At 62.2% G+C, this 18,926-nt stretch carries 14 protein-coding genes, 1 tRNA gene and 2 pseudogenes; 5 read left to right on the top strand and 12 right to left on the bottom strand.

Features of this window, described 5'->3' with window-relative positions; all coding sequences use genetic code 11:
* Window positions 1-27: 27 nt before the first annotated feature.
* Window positions 28-750 carry a hypothetical protein gene (locus BMY71_RS11215; RefSeq protein WP_092684183.1) on the bottom strand — a complete coding sequence of 241 codons (723 nt, stop codon included), beginning with the start codon at window positions 748-750 and terminating at the stop codon, window positions 28-30.
* Window positions 751-1,277: 527 nt separating this feature from the next.
* Here BMY71_RS11215 and BMY71_RS11210 point away from each other — a divergent pair.
* Window positions 1,278-1,466: pseudogene (locus tag BMY71_RS11210) on the top strand (DNA-3-methyladenine glycosylase); the annotation flags it as partial.
* A gap of 135 nt (window positions 1,467-1,601) precedes the next feature.
* Here BMY71_RS11210 and BMY71_RS11205 read toward each other — a convergent pair.
* From BMY71_RS11205 to BMY71_RS11185, 5 genes are all read right to left on the bottom strand, one after another.
* Window positions 1,602-2,159 (bottom strand): hypothetical protein, encoded by a 558-nt coding sequence (locus BMY71_RS11205; protein WP_092683785.1) that lies wholly within the window; start codon window positions 2,157-2,159, stop codon window positions 1,602-1,604.
* A 255-nt stretch (window positions 2,160-2,414) separates the two neighbouring features.
* Window positions 2,415-5,273 (bottom strand): valine--tRNA ligase, encoded by a 2,859-nt coding sequence (locus BMY71_RS11200; protein ID WP_092684181.1) that lies wholly within the window; start codon window positions 5,271-5,273, stop codon window positions 2,415-2,417.
* 280 nt (window positions 5,274-5,553) lie between these two features.
* Window positions 5,554-6,351, bottom strand: a complete 798-nt coding sequence (locus tag BMY71_RS11195; RefSeq protein WP_092683783.1) for a PopZ family protein — start codon at window positions 6,349-6,351, stop codon at window positions 5,554-5,556.
* 317 nt (window positions 6,352-6,668) lie between these two features.
* The gene (locus BMY71_RS11190) at window positions 6,669-8,060 is read right to left on the bottom strand and encodes a TolC family outer membrane protein (RefSeq protein ID WP_041805318.1); all 1,392 of its coding nucleotides are present in this window, start codon (window positions 8,058-8,060) and stop codon (window positions 6,669-6,671) included.
* Window positions 8,061-8,266: 206 nt separating this feature from the next.
* Window positions 8,267-8,932 carry a protein-L-isoaspartate O-methyltransferase family protein gene (locus BMY71_RS11185; protein WP_092683781.1) on the bottom strand — a complete coding sequence of 222 codons (666 nt, stop codon included), beginning with the start codon at window positions 8,930-8,932 and terminating at the stop codon, window positions 8,267-8,269.
* A gap of 243 nt (window positions 8,933-9,175) precedes the next feature.
* On the opposite strand from BMY71_RS11185, the gene BMY71_RS11180 reads away from it, so the two are divergent.
* Both BMY71_RS11180 and BMY71_RS25250 read left to right on the top strand, forming a co-directional pair.
* Window positions 9,176-9,250 (top strand) — tRNA-Asn (locus tag BMY71_RS11180).
* 255 nt (window positions 9,251-9,505) lie between these two features.
* Complete coding sequence (locus BMY71_RS25250; protein WP_244526035.1) at window positions 9,506-9,781, top strand: hypothetical protein; 276 nt, start codon at window positions 9,506-9,508, stop codon at window positions 9,779-9,781.
* Window positions 9,782-9,823: 42 nt separating this feature from the next.
* Here BMY71_RS25250 and BMY71_RS25245 read toward each other — a convergent pair.
* A pseudogene (locus BMY71_RS25245) lies at window positions 9,824-10,789 on the bottom strand (recombinase family protein); the annotation flags it as partial.
* 603 nt (window positions 10,790-11,392) lie between these two features.
* Between BMY71_RS25245 and BMY71_RS11170 the strand changes: the two are divergent.
* Complete coding sequence (locus tag BMY71_RS11170; protein ID WP_092683779.1) at window positions 11,393-12,127, top strand: hypothetical protein; 735 nt, start codon at window positions 11,393-11,395, stop codon at window positions 12,125-12,127.
* On the opposite strand, the gene BMY71_RS11165 is transcribed toward BMY71_RS11170, so the two are convergent.
* From BMY71_RS11165 to BMY71_RS11145, 5 genes are all read right to left on the bottom strand, one after another.
* Window positions 12,124-13,350: a relaxase/mobilization nuclease domain-containing protein gene (locus tag BMY71_RS11165; RefSeq protein ID WP_092683777.1), complete on the bottom strand. Its 1,227-nt coding sequence runs from the start codon at window positions 13,348-13,350 to the stop codon at window positions 12,124-12,126. The genes BMY71_RS11170 and BMY71_RS11165 overlap by 4 nt on opposite strands.
* Window positions 13,347-13,727 carry a plasmid mobilization protein gene (locus BMY71_RS11160; RefSeq protein WP_092683775.1) on the bottom strand — a complete coding sequence of 127 codons (381 nt, stop codon included), beginning with the start codon at window positions 13,725-13,727 and terminating at the stop codon, window positions 13,347-13,349. The genes BMY71_RS11165 and BMY71_RS11160 overlap by 4 nt, the downstream gene beginning before the upstream one ends.
* 199 nt (window positions 13,728-13,926) lie before the next feature.
* Window positions 13,927-15,009: a MobA/MobL family protein gene (locus BMY71_RS11155; protein WP_092683773.1), complete on the bottom strand. Its 1,083-nt coding sequence runs from the start codon at window positions 15,007-15,009 to the stop codon at window positions 13,927-13,929.
* Window positions 15,010-15,301: 292 nt separating this feature from the next.
* The gene (locus tag BMY71_RS11150; protein WP_092683771.1) at window positions 15,302-15,706 is read right to left on the bottom strand and encodes a hypothetical protein; all 405 of its coding nucleotides are present in this window, start codon (window positions 15,704-15,706) and stop codon (window positions 15,302-15,304) included.
* 10 nt (window positions 15,707-15,716) lie between these two features.
* Window positions 15,717-16,076, bottom strand: a complete 360-nt coding sequence (locus BMY71_RS11145; RefSeq protein ID WP_092683769.1) for a DUF2958 domain-containing protein — start codon at window positions 16,074-16,076, stop codon at window positions 15,717-15,719.
* A gap of 381 nt (window positions 16,077-16,457) precedes the next feature.
* Here BMY71_RS11145 and BMY71_RS11140 point away from each other — a divergent pair, with 381 nt between their 5' ends.
* On the top strand, window positions 16,458-18,926 hold the full coding sequence (locus BMY71_RS11140) for a type IV secretory system conjugative DNA transfer family protein (protein WP_175557656.1): 2,469 nt from the start codon (window positions 16,458-16,460) through the stop codon (window positions 18,924-18,926).

The following is an 18,926-nucleotide window of genomic DNA, read 5'->3' as shown; positions in this document are numbered from 1 at the left end:
GCCCGTCGACGCCGCCCGCACAGGGCCTCAGTATTTCATCATTTCCTGATAGAGCCTCTGATACTCGGCGCAATCCTTTTGCATATTCGGGTTGTTCCGATCGCGGCATCTCGCATTTAACGCGTTCAATTCGGCGTATTTCTTAGTGATCGCCTCGTTGCCGCCACTCGACCGACTCGGCGGGACTGGCGGCGGAATGATTTGTGGGCCCGGCGCCGTGACCTTCGGGACCACAGGAGCGGTCCCGGCGGGCGTGCTCGGCGGCGCTAACGGGTTGCCCGACCAGTCGCTCCATTGTCCGACATCCTCCTGGAGCTCCTTGTGAAGATCCGCCACCTTGGATTCACTCTCCCACAGGCCCTGCCCTTCGTTGATCACCGGCGCCTGCGGCATTCCGCTTTCGTCCGCGGCGATCTTGATGATGCCGTGGTAGAACTTCTGCGTTTCGCCGGGCATCCATTTCTTCGAGACCAGGGCGCCGTCGAACTCGGCGATAGTAATCCAGCCGATCTTGGGATTGTAGACGCGCACAAGATTGTAGAGCCGGACGCGCGGACTGCTGAAGTCGTTCGTCGCCAGCTCTTTCTGCTTCGCGATAAAATCAGCAACGACCTCGCGAAGCGACACTTCCGCCTGCTGTTCCGAAATTCCATGGTTGGCCGGCTGCGCCGAGGCGGGACTGCAGGGCCAGAGCGCCGCCAGCGCAAAAACCGCCGCGAGGCATTGCGGCACAAGTCTCAAATTGATCATGAAATCCTCCACCGAAGCACCGCTGCGGCGATCGAGGCCTCCGCCAGCGATGAGCTCAGGCTAGCACAGGATCATCCGACGACAAGCTAGCAGAAAGCAGCGAACAGAACGGCACGTCACCGATTATCGATGATTAGTTCGCTTGCTCCTGATTTCAGAGACTGGTCACCGATTACCAATCAATCAGCACTGCTCATCCCTGTGCCACACCCCATTGCGCCATTCGCGGAACGACGAGGACGCATGTCCTGTCGGCCTCGCGGCGATGCGGGCTTCCGGAATTGACACAGAAGGACGATCAGCGCGCCGGCCACCGATTGTGGAAGCTCAGCGGGTTCATTCCAAGCGTATGGCGGACCGTCTCAAGCCGGTTACCATCGATCGGCTAGAAGCGCCGCATAGTCACTTGATGATAGTCGCGCAAGCCAGCTGCACCCTGATCGGTGCCGCCGGTCGTAAGGCCCGCATGCCAGAACGCGTCGACGACAGCACGGCTCGACGCCTTGAAGCACCAATGCCGGCGACAGGCCGGCTCCGGCAAGCTCACCCAGGCGCTCGGCATCACGATCGCGCACAACGGCGCGCCGTTGGATAAAGAGCCGTTCGCGATCCATCGGCGGACCACCGAGTCCGACATCATCACCGGCAAACGCATCGGCATCAGCAAGGCGATCGAGCTGCCGTGGCGCTATGGGCTGAAATGCTCGCGTTTTTGAGCAAGGCCTTTCCAAGCTGAACGCGGTCATCGTCCGGCTTGACCGGACGACTCAACATTTCAGAGCATTCATTGTTAACCGAAGCGCTCTGCAGTACTGCGCTCTCCGCTTTCGCGGAGGGTGACGGCGGTGCGGTTATAACGCAGCCCGTGCGCGGCGCAGGTGCTCCGGATACCAAGCCGTAAAGATCGCCGTGCTAATCAGGATCGCGTAGGAGATCAGCTCGTAGCCAAGCTCCGACAATGCGAATTGCTCCATCTTGCCGAACGCCAGCACGGCGCTGACGGTGAAGGCCGACGCCCAGACAGCGGTCATCAGCACGTTGATGCGGATGAATTTGGGATCGTTCCACAGCGACGGATCGACGTGCTCCTTGGCGTAGTCGAGCGTGAACGGCTTGCCGAGCGCGATCGTCAGCCAGGCGCCGAGCGCGAGCGCGCCATTGGCGAGTACGCCGAGATGGCGCAATGTCCAGCTGTCGTTGAACCCGATCACCGCGATCGTCGCGCCGCCGAAGAACGCCACGCCGACCCACAGGATGATGCCGCGATGCAGCCGCAGCAGGCCCATCAGCACCGTCAGCGCCAGTGCTACCGACAATCCGATCTCCACCCGCAGCAGCGAGTCGCGGGCGATGATCAGAAAAGACAGCCACGGTGCGAAGGAGATCAGTATCTTGAAGAAGGCGAGCATGGCGAGGCATCCCGTGGAGCCTCAGAAACTAGGACAGCCGGGTCACGGACGTCCTTGCCGCCGATCAACGCGGCTCAGCAAAGCGCGACTGCCTACCATCCCGGAACGTCATCCTGAGGTACATGCCGGGCCGCGCTCTGGCAGGTCCCGGCATGCCTCGAAGGATCGGCCGCACGCCCGCAGCTGTCATCCTTCGAGGCGCGCAACGCGCGCACCTCAGGATGACGGCTGGGCACCGTGATAACGGCGATGTGGTTACGTCGCGTTCTTCAACCGCAGCAAGGCTTCGAGGATCTTGACCTTGCGCGCGACGGCGGCCTCTCGCTTTTCCTTCTCTTCCTCGACGATCTCCTCCGGCGCGTTGGCGACGAACTTCTCGTTCGAGAGCTTGGCGTCGACACGCTTGATGTCGGCCTCCGCCTTGGCCAGTTCCTTGTCCAGCCGCGCCTGCTCGGCGGCAAGATCGATCACGCCCTTCAGCGGCAGCGCCGCCACCTCGCCGCGGACCAGGAGCTGCACCGCGCCCTGCGGCGCGGCATCGGTGAAAGAAATCTCGCCGACCCGTGCCAGCCGCTTGATGACGTCGCTCCAGCGTTCGGCACGGGCGCGGGTCTCCGCCGACGCGCCGGCCAGCACCAGCGGCGTCAGTGTCGACGGCACGATGTTCATCTCGGCGCGCACCGAGCGGATCGCGGTGACCAGATCGACCACCCAGCCGATCTCGGCTTCCGCAGCCGGATCGCTGAATTCGGCGTCCTGCCGCGCCGGCAGGATCACCGGCGGCACCATCGGATCGGTGAGCACTGGGCTCGCGAACACCTCGACGCTGAGTTCGGCCTTGCGCGACCACGGCGCCAACACCAGAAGGCCGTCGCGCTGGGCCGTCACCGCCCACAATTCCTCGGTGATGAACGGCATGAACGGATGCAGCAGCTTCAGAATCTCGTCGCGCGCCCACGCCACCATCGCGCGGGTCTCGGTCTTCGCCGCGCTGTCCTCGCCCATCAAGACGGGCTTGGCGAGTTCGAGATACCAGTCGCAATACACGTTCCAGACGAAGCGATAGGCCGCGCCCGCGGCATCGTTGAAGCGATACGACTCGATCGCCTCGGTGACGTCGCGGACCGCCCGCACCGTCTCGTGCGCGATCCAGCGGTTCAGGGTCTCTTTCGCCGTCGTGTGATCGAATCCGGTCGGCGCGGCGCAGGCGTTCATCTCGGCGAAGCGGCAGGCATTCCACAGCTTGGTCGCGAAATTGCGATAGCCCTCGACCCGGCTCGACGCGAGCTTGATGTCACGGCCCTGTGCCGCCATCGCCGCCAGCGTGAAGCGCAGCGCGTCGGCGCCGTAGTCGTCGATCAGATGCAGAGGATCGATGACGTTGCCTTTCGACTTCGACATCTTGGCGCCCTTCTCGTCGCGGACGAGGGCGTGGATGTAGACCGTCGGGAACGGCACGTCGTTCTTGAAATGCAGGCCCATCATCATCATCCGGGCGACCCAGAAGAAGATGATGTCGAAGCCGGTGACGAGAACGTTTGTCGGGTAGTAGCGCTCGAGTTCGGGCGTCTCGTCGGGCCAGCCGAGTGTCGAGAACGGCCACAGCGCCGAGGAGAACCAGGTGTCGAGCACGTCTTCATCGCGGGTGATGAAGCCGTCGCGCTTGCTGGCGTCCTGCGTCATCTCGTGCGCCTGCGCGGGCGTGATGACTTCCTGCTCGACGTAATAGCCGAGCGCGTTGCCGATTGCCTCTTCCTCGGTCTCGGCGACGAACACCTTGCCATCGGGGCCGTACCAGGCCGGAATTTGGTGGCCCCACCACAATTGCCGCGAGATGCACCACGGCTGGATGTTTTCCATCCACTCGTAATAGGTCTTCTCCCAGTTCTTCGGCACAAAGGTGGTGGCGCCGGAGCGCACCGCGGCGATCGCCGGCTGCGCCATCGTCTTGGCGTCGACGTACCACTGGTCGGTCAGATAGGGTTCGATCACCACGCCGGAGCGGTCGCCATGCGGAACCATGTGGACGTTGGGCTCGATCTTTTCGAGGAATCCGAATTCGTCGAGCCGCCCCACGATCAGTTTGCGCGCGGCGAAGCGGTCGGTGCCATCGATCTCTTCGGCGAATTCCCGCGCGCCCTCGGGTAGGCCTTCGAGATAGGCGCTGTTGTCGGCGATCGCGATCTTGCCCTCGATGTCGAGCACATTGATCTGCGGCAAATGATGCCGCTTGCCGACCTCGAAGTCGTTGAAATCGTGCGCCGGCGTGATCTTCACCGCGCCGGAGCCCTTCTCCGGATCGGAATATTCGTCAGCGACGATCGGAATCCGCCGGCCGACCAGCGGCAGAATGACGTGCTTGCCGACCAGATCGACATAGCGCTCATCGTCCGGATTCACCGCCACCGCGGTGTCGCCGAGCATCGTCTCCGGCCGGGTCGTCGCCACCACGATGTAGCTCGCCGGATTCTCCGGATCGAAACTGACGCCCTCGATTGGATAGCGCAGGTGCCAGAGATTGCCCTTGACCTCAATCTGCTGCACTTCGAGATCGGAGATCGCGGTGAGCAGCTTCGGGTCCCAATTGACCAGCCGCTTGTCCTTATAGATCAGCCCCTGCCGGTGCAGCTCGACGAACACCTTGACGACGGCGCGGGACAGCCCCTCGTCCATCGTGAAGCGCTCGCGCGACCAGTCGCAGGAGGCCCCGAGCCGCTTCAGCTGGTTGACGATGACGCCGCCGCTCTCGGCCTTCCACTGCCAGACCCGCTCCAAAAACTTGGCACGGCCCATCTCGCGACGGCCCGGCTCCTGCCGCTCCATCAACTGCCGCTCGACGACCATCTGAGTCGCGATGCCGGCGTGGTCCGTGCCTGGTTGCCACAGCACGTCACGGCCGCGCATCCGCTCGAACCGGCACAGAATGTCCTGCAGTGTGTTGTTGAGCGCGTGTCCCATATGCAGCGAACCGGTCACGTTCGGCGGCGGGATCACGATCGAATAGGGTTCGGCGTCGCGGCGGTCGGGGCGTCCGGCCTTGAAGGCGTCGGCGTCCTCCCAGGCGCGCGCGATGCGGCCTTCGATCTCGGCGGGCTGGTAGGTTTTCTCGATCATGGCCATGCAATCAAAAAAGGGCGCTTCGCCAAAGGCGAACGCACGCATCCGTTACGCGGCTAGAAACCTTCCAGCGCGCCGCAAGTCAACGGCGCAAGTCAACGCCGCAAGTCAACAATGGGGGGACCAGCCGTTCGTACCGGCGTCCGCCGTATGCGCCCCGGTCATCCTCACCCGGAATTGAGCGCTTTCGAACGAAGCGGCACCGATTTGCCCGCAGAAAACGCGTCAAGACAACAAGCCGGAGCTTTGGTTCTGATTCGATCAGAACCAAATTGCTCTAGCGTCCGCGCGACACCCGCTCGATTTCCTGGCGCACGATCCGCTCGACCAAGGTCGGCAGGTTGTCGTCGAGCCAGGATTTCAGCATCGGCCGCAGCATTTCCTTGACGAGATCCTCGAGGGTGCGGGCGTTGTTGCTGAGCACCGTATTGGCGAGCGAATTGAACGCCGATTCCACCGCCGAGACGGTCGCGCGCGACATGATCGGCGGCTGCGGTTCCTCCGCGGACCAGGACGGCGGCGGTGGCTGATAGGCCGGCTCCTGCGGCCGCGATTTCGGCGCAGCGGCCTCGGCGAATTCGAGATCGTCCTCGATCGGCCTCTGGAACGCTGCTTGCGGCAGCGGGGTCGGGGTTGGGGGCGGCGGCGGCGGAGCAGGCTCCGGCTCCGGATCGGGCAGCGCCATCTCGTCGGTCAACTCGAACACGTCGCCGTCAGGCTGCGGCGGCCGCACCTCTTGCTCGGTGGTCGAGGAATCGAGCCCTGCGAGCAGCGCGTCGATGTCGTCCTGGCTGTTGCTCACCTCGGCCGCGGCGGGCGCCGGCGCCGGCTTCGGTGGCGCGGCTGGCTTCGGCGCAGCAGCTTGTGGAGCCGGACTCGGTGCGGGCGGAGGTGGGGTCATGGCCGCGGGCTTGCTCGGCGTTGGAGCCGGTTTTGGCGGCTCCGGCTTCGGGGCGACGGCGACCGGCGGTTTGGCCGCAGTCGCGGGCTTGGCTTCGTCATCCGCGATGATACGACGAATCGACGCGAGAATCTCCTCCATGGAAGGCTCTTGGGCCTTTGCAGGCTGCGTCATATCCGACTCCACATCATCACGCCCTGGTCGGCGTTGTATACCAAAGCTCTGCAGGATGGCCCGGTTCCGGATCGGCGCGCGCGGCTTTCATCCGCGAACGCCCGACTTGTCCCCAGCTCAAGTCTCGTCCCAAGCTCGAGTGCCGCATCATCCGCCGCTAACACATTGCGCATCGTGACGCTCGCGCGGCGAGCCGCGCCCCGCATCGGTGGCACGAATCGCCCTGATCCTGCGAAACACGCTACGGCACGCGACGAATTGATTGCAAGTAATCGCCGGTAAAGCGCGCCAAATCGGCGCGCCTCAGGCGCAGGAGATCAGCGACCGTCTGGCGTGCGAACGCCGACCCAGCTGTCGCGGACCTGCTGATAGTGAACGCTGGGATCATAGATGTCGGTCTTCAGTCCGAGCACCTGGGGCGCAAGCCGGCCGACGGCGCTCAGCACCGCGTAAGACGCCACCACGCGGTCGTGCTGGGCAGTCACCAACGACACACGCGCATTGACCAGCGCCTGCTGCGCATTGAGGACGTCGAGCGTGGTGCGCTGCCCGGCCCTCGCCTCTTCGCGCACGCCGTTCAATGCGATCTCCGAGGCCTTGACCTGGGATTGTGCCGAGGCAACCTGCGCCCGGCCCGCCTGCAACTGGCCCCAGGCCTGCACGATGCTGGCGCGGGCCTGGTCGCGGACCTGTTCGAGATTGAGACGCTGCTGAGACAGCGACTCCTTCGACTGTCTGATCAGCGCGTATTCGGCGCCGCCCTGAAAGATCGGCACAGACACCTGGGCGATCGCCGAAGCGACGAACTGCCTCGGCGACGTGATCGACTGCTCGTACCCCTGCTGCGCATTGGCCTGCAGCGAGACGGTCGGGAACAGCGCACCTTCGTTGATCTTGACGTTGAGATAGCTGACGTCGATGCCGAACATTGCCGCAGTGACGTTCGGATTTTCGGTCAGCCCGAGGTCGACAGCCTGCGCCAGCGTCGCTGGCAGGAAGCGATCCACCGGCGACCCGGGGGCCAGCCCCGTCGGCTCGCTGCCGATGATGCGGCGATAGTTCGCGCGCGTGGTGGTGAGATTGGACTCGGCGGTGAGAAGCTGGGTGTTGCCTGCTGCAAGCTGCGCTTGCGACTGCGCCACGTCGGTGCGGGTGACCTCGCCGACGTTGAAGCGATCATTGGTCTGCTTCAAGGTCTGTTCGAGCACGCGAACGTTGGACTTCTGCACCTCGACGGTGGCCGAGTCGCGCAGATAGTCCATGTAGATCGTGGCAGCCGACAACAGCACCGACTGTTCCAGCACGCGCAGACCTTCACGCGCCGACGACACCTGGCTCTCGGCAGCGCGGGTCCGGTTCGCAGTCTGGTTGCCGTTGAACAGCGTCTGCGACACCGTCGCCCCGACGGTGCGCGGATAGTTGCTGCCACTCAGATGGATCTGGTTGCCGCCGAAGAGCGAATTGACGTCGGTGTATTGGTAGCCGCCGCTCGCGGTGATCGACACCTTGGGCCGGTAGCCCGAGAGCGCCTGCGGAACCTGTTCGTCGGTCGAGCGCACCGAAGCGCGCTGCGCGTTGAGCTGCGGATTGGTCTGATAGGCGCGAATCAGCGCCGATTCGATCGTTTCGGCCGAGACCGGGGCCGGGCCCAGACACACCAGAACGATGCCGGCAGTCACAAGGCCGGAGAACCGCTTCACCCCATCCATTCTGGCATCCAATTTTGCAGTTCGATTTGTCGCCCAGCTGACGGTCGCAGATATCAAGCGAGCCGCGTCAGCCGAAGTGAGTCCCATTGCACAATAAGGCACGCAATCCAACGAAGGAACCCCTGGCTTCACTCTCCGAGTGAAACTTGTGCGATGGGGCCTTCGGGCCACACTCATGATTCGAAACAGGAAATCGGTCGACCGCGCTAGAAGACAAAGGCCGGCGCCCGCGTCAGACTCGGCAGCACCGGAACCGAAGCATCGAACAGGACCCGGGTGCCGAAGTCGCAATGCGAACGGGTAACCACGGTGGCCCGCTGCGGCCGGGTGGTGGCGAAGGCGCCGACCAGGCGGCCGCCGATTCGAAGCTGCTCGTACAGCTTGGTCGGCTCTATCTCGGTGGCGCCGTTGAGAATAATCGCATCGAACGGCCCGTCGGACGCAGCCCCGTCGGCGCACTGCGCCACCCGAACCACGACGTTGCGAAGGCCGAGCGCCGCCAGTGTCGCGGTAGCCCGCGCCGCCATCGATTCGTCGTCGATCGTGGTGACGACACGCTCGGCGAGCTTGGCCGCCAGCGCGGCGACATAGCCGGTGGCGCCGCCGGCGACCAGAACGCGGTCGCCCTGACTGATCTCGGCGGCCTGCAGCATGCGCGCCGTAAAGGTGGGATTCAGCAAAAAGTGGTGATTCGCGCCGGTTCCGCCGACATCGAGATCGAGGTCGAGATAGGCCATCGCCTTCTGCGCGTCGGACACGAAGGCCTCGCGCGGAACCGCTCGCATCGCATCGATGATCCGCCAATCCGTCACGCTGCTCGGCCTGATTTGACCATCGACCATGTTCTGGCGCGCGCGCGCGAAATCCAACATCGGTGTTCCCTGCTGAGGTGGATGCGAGGCCATCCATGATGCAATGCAGTTGAAAACGCAACAACCGGCGAAACCGGAGAATCCAGGTCTGCGCCGCCTCCCGATCGCGGGGGCCGACATCAAAGGATGCCGGCCCCCGCGATCGGGAGCCGCGACATTGATTGTTCACGAAGTGCGGATTTCCGCTTTCCATTGTCGGACGGCTTTGTTATAGGCTGCCCCGCGAAGTTCGCTTCGGCTCGTTCCCTGGTAGCTCAGTGGTAGAGCAACCGGCTGTTAACCGGTTGGTCGCTGGTTCGAATCCGGCCCGGGGAGCCAAACTGTATTCTCAGCAAAATTCCGCCCTTTTGAGCCGCCTTGCGCGGCAACGGCGACGGCTGTTTCCAAAATCAGGTCAAAGGGTTGTCTGAGGGTCGCGTTGAGCTGCCCTTCCTTCCAGACCGAGTTCGATATTACGAAATTGAGAAGCCGACGCTTCTCCGGAGCGGTTTGCCTGGCGAACAGCTTCCCGGCGCTTTGGGCGATGGCCAGGAGCTGGACGCCCTCTTGCAGGTATGACTGGTCGGCCGACTGGTGCCAGCCGATTTCCCGGAGGCAGCGGTCCTGTTCCGAGCGCCATTCAGCAGACATGCGCTCGAAGAAGGCGCTGTCGATTTTTCCGTCCAGCTTGTCGACATAGATTCCGTGGATCCGGTGCTGGAGCCGATCGTATTCGGTCTGAAGGCGAGTAATGGCTGCGTCGTGCTCGCGCCGCTCGTCGGCGTGGCTCTCCAGGAGAGCGGAACTCAGCCAGTCGACCACAGGCTCTCCGAAGTCGAGTTGGGTCAGGAGAGCGGAGAACCGCTCTGACAATACCTCCTCCCGCACATAGGGTTCGGGGCATTTCCCCTTCCAGCCACTGCAATGATAGTAGACGTACCGCCCCTTCTTGATCTCGGCGGTCATAGCGCACCCGCAATGCCCGCAGGTGATCAGGCCCACGAACGCAAATTCGGGCTTACCGCTCTTTGGCTTCTTGGCATTGCGGCCATCCAGAATGCCCTGGACGCGCTCCCAAAGCTCCCGCGGAACCAGAGGCTGATGCCGCCCTTTGTAAAGGCGGCCCCTCCATTCGAATTCGCCCATGTAAATGCGATTGCGAAGAACGGCATGGATGCTGCTCTGCGGAAGCGCCTTTCCCGCCCGCTCATGACATAGGCCCGCTCTTTGCGCCTGCTTCGCCAATTCCTTTACCGAGAGCGTGCCTGTCGCATACCACCCAAAAAGATGGGTGATCGCACCGGCCTTCTTTGGATCAGGAACGATGATCTTCTTGCCGTCCGGACCAGTCGTGTTGAGATAACCGAGCGGCGCCCTCGTGGGCCAGATGCCCTGCTCTGCCTTTTCCTGTTGCCCCTTGCGCGTTTCCTCGGAGAGATTGTCGATGTAGTTCTTCGCCATCAGCACCTTGATGCCGTGAACGAACTTCTCCGACGACTTGGAATCCCGCGATAGGACGACGCCTTCCTTGACAAGGTGAATCTCGATGTCGAGCTCATCAAGGGTCACCCAGTCTTTCAGATTTCGGTAAAGGCGATCGGTTTTTTCAACGAGCACGATGCGAATACTATCGTGCCGCTTCAGGAAGCGTACCATCTCCTCAAAATTCAGGCGGCCCGATTGCTTTGCCGTTTCAACATCGACGAATTCGCGTTCAACGGCGATGCCGTTCTGTACCGCGTAGGCCTGCAAGAGTTTTTGCTGGGCAGGAATGGAGAAGCCTTCTTTCTCCTGTTCCTTTGATGATACGCGCGCGTAGGAGAGCGCTTTCTTCGCGACAGGAAGCACGTTACCGGAGATCGGTTTTCTGCTGGTCATAGTTGTGCTCCCCGTTCAAAAGCCGGGTCGAATCATAGGAAATACGTGCACGGGGGGGAAGCAAATTCAGGGTTGAGCGTCATCATCCGAAACGGGGCACAATTGTGACGCCTGCGTTTTGACCGGAGACGCAGTCTCGTCTTTTGGAAATACCCTCTCCGATTTCTCCCACTCAGCCAAAACAGCAAAGAAGCCGGAGACGTTGTGAATGATCTCGCGAGCATCCTCCCGACTGAGGGGTCGGCCGTAGTACGGCTGCCAAAATGCGATCGTTTTATCGAGAAAGGGTGTTGGGACAGCGCTGATACCGGCGTGAACCGGGTGGCACAGCGCATCAGAATGCAGCACTTCTGCTACCTTCCTCCTGCGCCGTTTGCCGCCCCTCGAAGCCATGTCATCCCTCGGTTGTCTTGCGAACCAGAACCTGGTCCGGACATCACAATGGATAGGGACACCCTGCTTCAATCGAATGCTTTGTTGAAAACAACTTTCTTCCGGGCGAAGCGTGTCCCGACGTCTTTGATTGTCAGACACGCCCTGTAAGATTGGGAGCTGGTTCGGGAGAACTCGTTTACAGCCGGCTCAGATGCGGATTTCGGGTAGATGGCGAAGAGAACCGCTCAGGTAATTGGGCGCCGATCGGAAAAGCAAATATCCGGCGACCGACTGTTCAACGAACAAGCCCTCACTCTGTACAGTGAGCTTGTCACCAGCCGCGACCGCCTTGCACCTCTGCCTCCCGTAACAAGCCGCGATCTGACACTCAGTCAGATGGCCCTGCACGAAGTTGTCTGGTTGTTTATGACGCCGCCCAAGGGCGCGGCCACGACGTTACAGCTACCTGATCGGCTCAAGGATCAGCTCAGGGAGTTGGCCCAGTCGAGATCGCTCGATCTGTACGCGACAGTCATCGCGCTGGTTGCCGTCAAACTCGCTCGCGAGCGAGCCGGATTGAATTGGGCCGACGATCTCGACAACTTCAACGATCTGCTGGACACACTAACCTTCGATCATCGGAGACCCAAGCGCGCCGTGATTGACACTTTGCGCAAGTTGAAGACCGAGATTGATGCGCGTATTGCTTTTGTGGTCGCGGAGCGGGCGAAAGGCTTCACGTTTCCGTCGAGCGTCGAACTCTATTCTGATCGAAAGAATAAAAGAGAGACGCCCGACCAGTTCTTCCGCCGTGTTTACGCGAAACATGTAGCGCAGGGTATGACGCAGGCCGATTTGCGGAAGGCAGATCCGGCCTTCTACAATGTGTTTCACGTCTGGTGTTCCCGGAATCGACGTCGCACCGAGAGTTTTCTGCCCGCGACACGTCCGCGGCGCATTTAACCGGGCAGCTTGCCATCCTTTCGTCGGGTCCTTCGATCCAGGAAGCGGGCAAGCCGCACCGATACCTGTCTCCGCCGCGACCTGGCTTTGCGAGACACCTCTCGGGTCGATTGTCTCCCCTCGCTTCGTTCGTCGCGTGCGATCGCCTTAAGCGCTGCGGAACGCTCCTGCTTCAAAGCTGCGAGGATGTCCGCCAGTTGGTCGCGAGGTGCATTCTCGAACGCCTCGGCAATTCGTGCCGCGAAGCTGGCAACAACGATCGCACGGATTGACCGGTAGTGAACGACTGCTTCAGGAGACATCCCCCTCCCGGTCACCTTTGGTTCGTCGGAAAGTGACAACTCGACGACTTCCCGGCGCACCGGACGAAATCCGACTTCGCGCGCCGCTCTTGCGTAGGTCATACGAAAAGTCTTCCGCTTCCTGTCGCGATGAACTGTCTTCCGGACCTCCGATACCGAGGGCAATTCGCTGAGCTCTACTCCCGCCAAGGACGCTCGGACCGTTCTGGCGTCGGCAACTTCAATTCGCCGTGTTAACGAATGCACCTCTCCGGCCCTATCGATCACGACAAACACGCGGCGATCCCCCCGAGCGAGAATATAACCGGCATCGGCAAGCCTCTTGCGGAATCCCGCGCCATCTGGTGACGCCAGCCAAAGAGCCGAGATTTCTTTGCTCACTTGTTGCGACGGCACCCCCGAGCGCTCCGCCTGTTGCAGCTCATAATCCTTGATGCTCCGACGCCGGCGCGTGTGCTGTGACCGCGATCCTTGCAAATGGCGGTGCCCGAACAACTCCTCCAGCTCGCGCGCCGCCTGCTCATGCCGGCGATAGTTCCAGGAGTCCGAAATCGTACAACGCTTCTCCACATCGACCCGCGACCAGACGACGTGCACGTGGTCGCGCCTGTTTTTCCGATGAAGCACGATCATTCGTGGCTGTTCACGAAACCCCAGCTTGCTCTCCAGAAGGTCGGCGGCAATGCGCACCTGTTCATCCGTCAGCGGCGCGTTTTTCTCCGGACTGATCGAGGCATGATAGAGAGGCCGCCTGCTGGCTACTGCCTTGCCAAGCGCTTCCATCTCGGCAAGTCCCGAGGCGACCTCATCCGAAACCGTTCCACGGCATTCAAACAGTCGCACCGTCTCATTCTGGTCAATTCGAAGGAGATGTTTAGCCAACTGCTGCGAACGCCCTCTTGCTCGTCCCTTGATGATCATCGGTCGAGCGCTTTCTTGCCTAGCGCCTCAAGCAACAACGTCCGGCACGGTTTGAGATCGTTGATAACGCGAAGCAGATCGCGCTCAAGGAACGGCGTCAGCATACCGCGGCGCTCGGGGTCGCGCGCTGCCCTGGCCACCGCCGTCAGATCGCTGGCAAGCTTGCCGAGCTCGGAGAGGACCCTGGCCAGCAACGTCATTTCCACTGTCGGCCGCTTCATGGCAGGAAGAGGCTGCAAATCCGTGAGGACGCAGCGAACGTAGTCAGACAGGCTGATGGCGGAATTGTTGGCAGCTGCGTCGAGCCTGTTCCGTTCCTCGGTCGAGAGACGGATCGTGATACGAGACCGGCGAGTGAGCCCCTCAACTCGGTTCATAGTCAGCCCTTCATGCCAAAAAGTGCAGCAGGCGGCCTACGGGGGATGCAACGGGGCGGAGCCCCTTGCCAAGCGTGCTGTCATCCGGCGAACGGCTGACGGCGCATGGCTTGCCTGCTCTCAAACTCAACGCAGCTTCATTTTACCGATTTGGCTGCGTGTGTGTGAGCACGTTCGCTTTTTAAAGAGTGAAAGTTGATCAGCGGTCGATCTCAAGTCCTTGCTCGTGATCGCGCTCGCGCTGCTGCTCCATCGTCTCGCGCATGGCACGCCCCATGTCCGACATTCGCGATTCCCAAATCTCAGCCTTCGAGTCCGTAGTTTCACGTCGAGCTTCCTTATTCACACGCTCGACAGCCCTATCCGTCATGTGTTCGCGGACGAGCATGGCATCCGCTGGATCAGCGTCATCCGTTGTCTGACCATTGCTCATGCGCTCGTAGAGCAGCTCCGCACGTTCGTTTGCCTTATGCACCCATGAGATGGCAGACCACTGCTGAGCGACCATTCCGCCTCGATGCGTCCAGTCGGCATCTTCGGCATTTGCAGGGAGTTCGCGGGCACGGTTGCGAGCGATGCGCTCTTCATTTTCGTCGAACCGGGTCCGCCCCTGATCGATCGCGGGATAATTGATGGTGACGGTCGTCGGCTCCCCGGAAATGATCCGGGTGACTTCCTTCTGATTGCTCTCGAACTCGTAATTCTGCCGTGCCAGCTCCATCGCTGCGGCGCCGACATGGATTTGAGGTTCGCGGTCGATGCCCTGCTCTTCCAGGCTGCGGCGATCGACGGAGATGTCCAGTCCGGCGCGCTCAAGGGCAATATTGACCTCTTGCTCCCAGCCCTCCCGGAGGCGCCCCGTGCTGCCCTTCTCCGTCGTGAGCATCACGCGTTTGTCGGTATCAGGGTCTCTATCCCGGAAGATGATGTGAGCGTGAGGATTGTCGGCATCCCCGGGCCCGTCATGAATGGCGGCGACCCAGGAGGCTCGCCCCTCGGTCATCCGGTCGCAGAAATCGTGAAGCAGCTTGGCGTTGTCTTCGTGCGAGAGCTCGATCGGTAGGGCGACGATGACCTTGTCGATGACCCGGGCGTTCTTACGATCGCCCTGCTCCTGTTCATCGAGCCAGGCCATCAACTCCTGGCGCTCGGTTGGCATCCGCTCGCCTGTCAGTTGGGTGCAGGCCTCGGGCCGAGAAATGTACCGGGCGTAAAAGCTGGCGGCCCTCGGCGGGTGTTTGCTCCGGCCGATGAAGCTGTGGTTGAGGCTGAAAATCGCCATTGACCCCTGGCCCCTGCTCGATCAAAAAACGCCTGAAAAATCAGCGCCCCTCTTCAAACCCATAAGTGCGCCTGAACGAATTCCGCTCCCGAAATGACCTTAGCATATTTCCGCGATATTGCCGTTAGTCTGTTGCTTCGATCCCGTTCTTTGCTACCCCGCCCGGTCTTCCGTTTGTGTCACCAGCGCCTTTGTCAGCCATCGCCAGCCATCCCGCTCTGCGACCGCCCCCGACGACAACAGCCCGCGCCAGAGTACCGCAGGCTGCTGATCGCCGGTGATGCCGTTGGCGTCAGCCGGTGTCGGACGGCTCCGGCGGATCGTCGCGCCCGGTCACCGCGATGGAGGCGGTCACGGCGACGAAGAGCGGCTGCACCCAGAGCTTCCGCCCCCGTCCTTTGGTGAGGGCGATACAGGCGGAGGGCTCGCCATTGACCCGGCAGGGGACGAGGGCAAACGGTGCATCGGTAAAGGCGGAGCGGATCAGTTCTCCGAACGAGGCGACAATCCAGGGATCGAAAACATCCTCCTCCTCCGATGCCTCGTCCACCTCCTCCGGTGGGGCTTCCTGCTCGTCCGGGGCTTCGTGGGTGGCTTCCTCGATATCCTTGCAGAGAGGCTGGTAGCTGCGCTGGACCCTGCGGCGGGTCACGTCCACGGCGTTGGTGCGCATCTCTTCGCGGAGGGTGCTGGTCATGGCGTCCCCCTCAACAGACGATGCGTTCGTTGCGGCGTGCCTCGTCGGCGTAGGCCGAGAGAGTTTTGTCGGCCCGGAAATGCAGATCGCGTTCGACGCGAAGGCCGCCCGGTCCCCGCACGGCTTCCAGTTCCGAAATCCGGACGCTGCCGAGTTCGGGGAAGCCGAGGCCGAGGTCGCAGAGGCCGAAGGCGATGTCGGGGTCTTCGGGGTCGAGTTCGGTCAGGAGCCACGTTGCGCCCGTCCATGGGCAGAACAGTTTGACCACGGGCATGAAGTCCGTTTCGGGTTTGCCTTCGGAGGTGCGGGTTGCATTGAACTGGCCGTTGGCGCGCAGCCGGGTATTTTGTTCTTGGGTCAAGAGTAACATTTGGAGGTCTCCTAATTGGTCAGGGGTTCAGCGCAGCACTTCGCTGCGCCTGAACCCCTGGCGTCGCCGAGACCGGGGGTAGCAAGTGCAAGGAGGCTCCGGACGCGGCCCGCCGAGGCTCCGCACGAGGGGCCCCGTCACCCCGACAGGGGTGCCGGGGATGCGTGTGGATGCGGCGGGACGTGTCTGGATGCCTTGCGCGCGCGAGGGGCAGCGCCCCTTAGCACTGACGCGCGTCTGCGCGTATACATGCCGGGCAAGGGATCGTTACCCGAAGGGCCGAGACGGAGGCGTAGCTCTTGCGGAGCCGGAGACTCGGTGCCGCGTAGCCGAAGGCGTAGCGGCATAGAGCCCGGTCCGGCGCAGCTTTTGCGGAGCCGGATGCCTCCCACCGAATTTGTTTCAGATCCCTGCACGGTTGCTGATCGTCTGGCATACTCCTGCGGCTGGCAGGTAGGGGTTGGGGCTATGGGAGTGCATGGGACTGCGCGCTTTGCGTTCCGCCAGGAGCTGGAAGCGGCCGAGCTACTTTCGCCGTGGCAGCCGGGTTCGGTGCCCGAAGGCCTGCTGGTCGGCTGGTGGTACGAAAACGAATATGAATTCGCTCCGATTACCTACAAGGGCGACCTGCATCAGCTGATCGTTGGCGGTATCGGCGGCGGTAAGTTCACGACTTGCATCGCGCCGCTGTTGCTGGGCAGCGGGCTTGAGGATCAGGCCGTCGTGGTCGTCGATCCCAAGGGCGAGATTGCCAAACTCGCCGGGCCGTTCTTCCAGCGGCCCTTTGAGGACGAGCCGTCGGTGCATCTCCTCGATCCCTGGGACATTTGTGACACCGGCCAGACGGCGGTCCTGACATTTCTTGACCAGCTGACGGCGGACAATCCGAACTGCACGGATGATGCGCGGGCGATGGCCGATGCGATGATCATTCCATCCGGGGCGGAAGACAGCCATTGGGAAAACACGGCGCGGAACTTCCTGACCGGCCTCCTGCTCTATCTGGCGCTGGACCCGGCGGAGGAAGGCAAGCGCGATCTGGTGCGCCTGCGCGAGCTGGTGACGCAGCCATGGGCGATGCCGAAAGCCTATGTCGGCAAGGCGAAGGAGAACCTCTCCACCCTGCTCTACAGCTATATGGAGAATGACCTGGGCGGCGGCGTGATCAGGCGCAGCTTCACGAGCATGCTGAACCGCGAGGACAAGGAGCGCTCCGGCATCATCAGCATTCTGGAGCGTGAGACGGCGTGGATCGACAGTCCGAGCATGACCCGGACGCTGCGGGGGACCAGTCTGGATTTGGGGGCGGCGGCGCGGGGCGGCGGCAAATATTTCATTGTGATACCGCCGGACTATGTGATGACGCACCGGGCATGGCTCCGTTTGTGCGTCACGGCCTTTGCGCGTGCTTTCAAGCGGGTGAAGGCATCCGCCGACCGCCCGCTTCACAAGCGCTGGCGGCACATCATCATCGACGAGTTCCCGAGCCTCGGCCAGATGCGCATGCTGCTGACCGAGGTGGCCATCGCCCGCGGTTACGAGGTCAAGTATCATCTGACCGTGCAGGACCTCCCCCAGCTCCGGGCGGTCTATGGCGAGGGTTGGGAAAGCTTCATCAACAATTCATTCCAGAGGGTGTTCGCGGTGAACGTCCAGTTCACCGCCGAATACATTTCCAAGATGCTTGGCACCGCCACGGTGGAAAGCCACGGGCGGAGTATTGGAGAGTCGAAAAGTCAGGGCACCAGCCACGGCGTTTCGCGTGGCTTCAATGCCAGGAGCATTGGCGGCGACGGCAATCCGTACCCGAGCAACATGACGCAGGGCTTTTCCGACAGCCAGTCGGAAACCACGTCCCAGAACTGGAGTGAGTCCGTCAGTGAGGTGGCGCGCCCGTTGCGGACGCCGGATGAGGTGCGGCGTCTGCCCGCCTCCGAGCAATTCATGATCTTCCGGGCGATGCACGGGGTGCAAAGCTGGCGTCCGCCCTATTGGGACGTGTTTCCGAGCCTGCCGGAATTCAGCTTGAAGGAGGTGCTGGGGACGGTGGGGCGCAACCCGGCGAACACCTGGGAGCGGCGGCGGTTTGAGCACTGGAGGCCTGCGCGGCTGCTGATGGCGCCAAAACTGTTGCCACCACCTGCCCCGGAGCCTGTGCTATTGCCGCCGCCCGCGCCGGTAATCGAGCCGCCTGCACCCGCTGCAGGATTGTCGCTGCGAACCAAATTTCTTCTGGGAGCGGCAGCGCTGGTGTTACTCGGATGGTGGCTGTGGCCAGGCGGACCATCGACCGAGCGGCCTTCGCCGCCGCCTGTCACGACAGCGCCGCCACCGGCACCCGTTGTTAAAGACGCACGCTTCACGGTTCTGGACAGTTTTGTCAGTAAGTTGAAGGTCCAGCGTCGCGTCGATCTGCCCGGCGTGGGCGATGTGCGTGTCGCGCTCGTTCAATCCGACAATCAGCCGATGGTGCTGGTTTACGCGCCGTCGGCACCTCGGAAGATTTCGGTGGTGGATAGCCGTGATGGCGCGGAGCTGGCCTTCAGCGACCAATTTAGCGCAAGCAAGGTGAAGGCCTATTTTGGGTTCACGCCGGAGAAGGACGCCCCCCAAGCTTTCATTATCGACAGCATAACCTTTGCGCCCTGGGGCTATGCGCCCGATCGTTTGCGCATCGCCTTTCCGGCTGGCGCGCCCTATGAGGTTGATCTGCGCCGTTATCCGGAAGTTCTTGTGCTGTGGTCCACGTCGTTCCCGCTCTTTGTCCCCGGCAAGGTCGTGCCACGCTTACCCGTTCCTTGTGACCCGGCGGTGATGGCCAAGGCAGGTTTGAAATGCCCAAAGCGATAA

The sequence above is a fragment of the Rhodopseudomonas pseudopalustris genome (assembly GCF_900110435.1).
Taxonomy (GTDB): domain Bacteria; phylum Pseudomonadota; class Alphaproteobacteria; order Rhizobiales; family Xanthobacteraceae; genus Rhodopseudomonas; species Rhodopseudomonas pseudopalustris.
The sequence above is the reverse complement of the archived record's forward strand: the minus strand, read 5'-3'. Positions and strand labels throughout refer to the sequence as shown.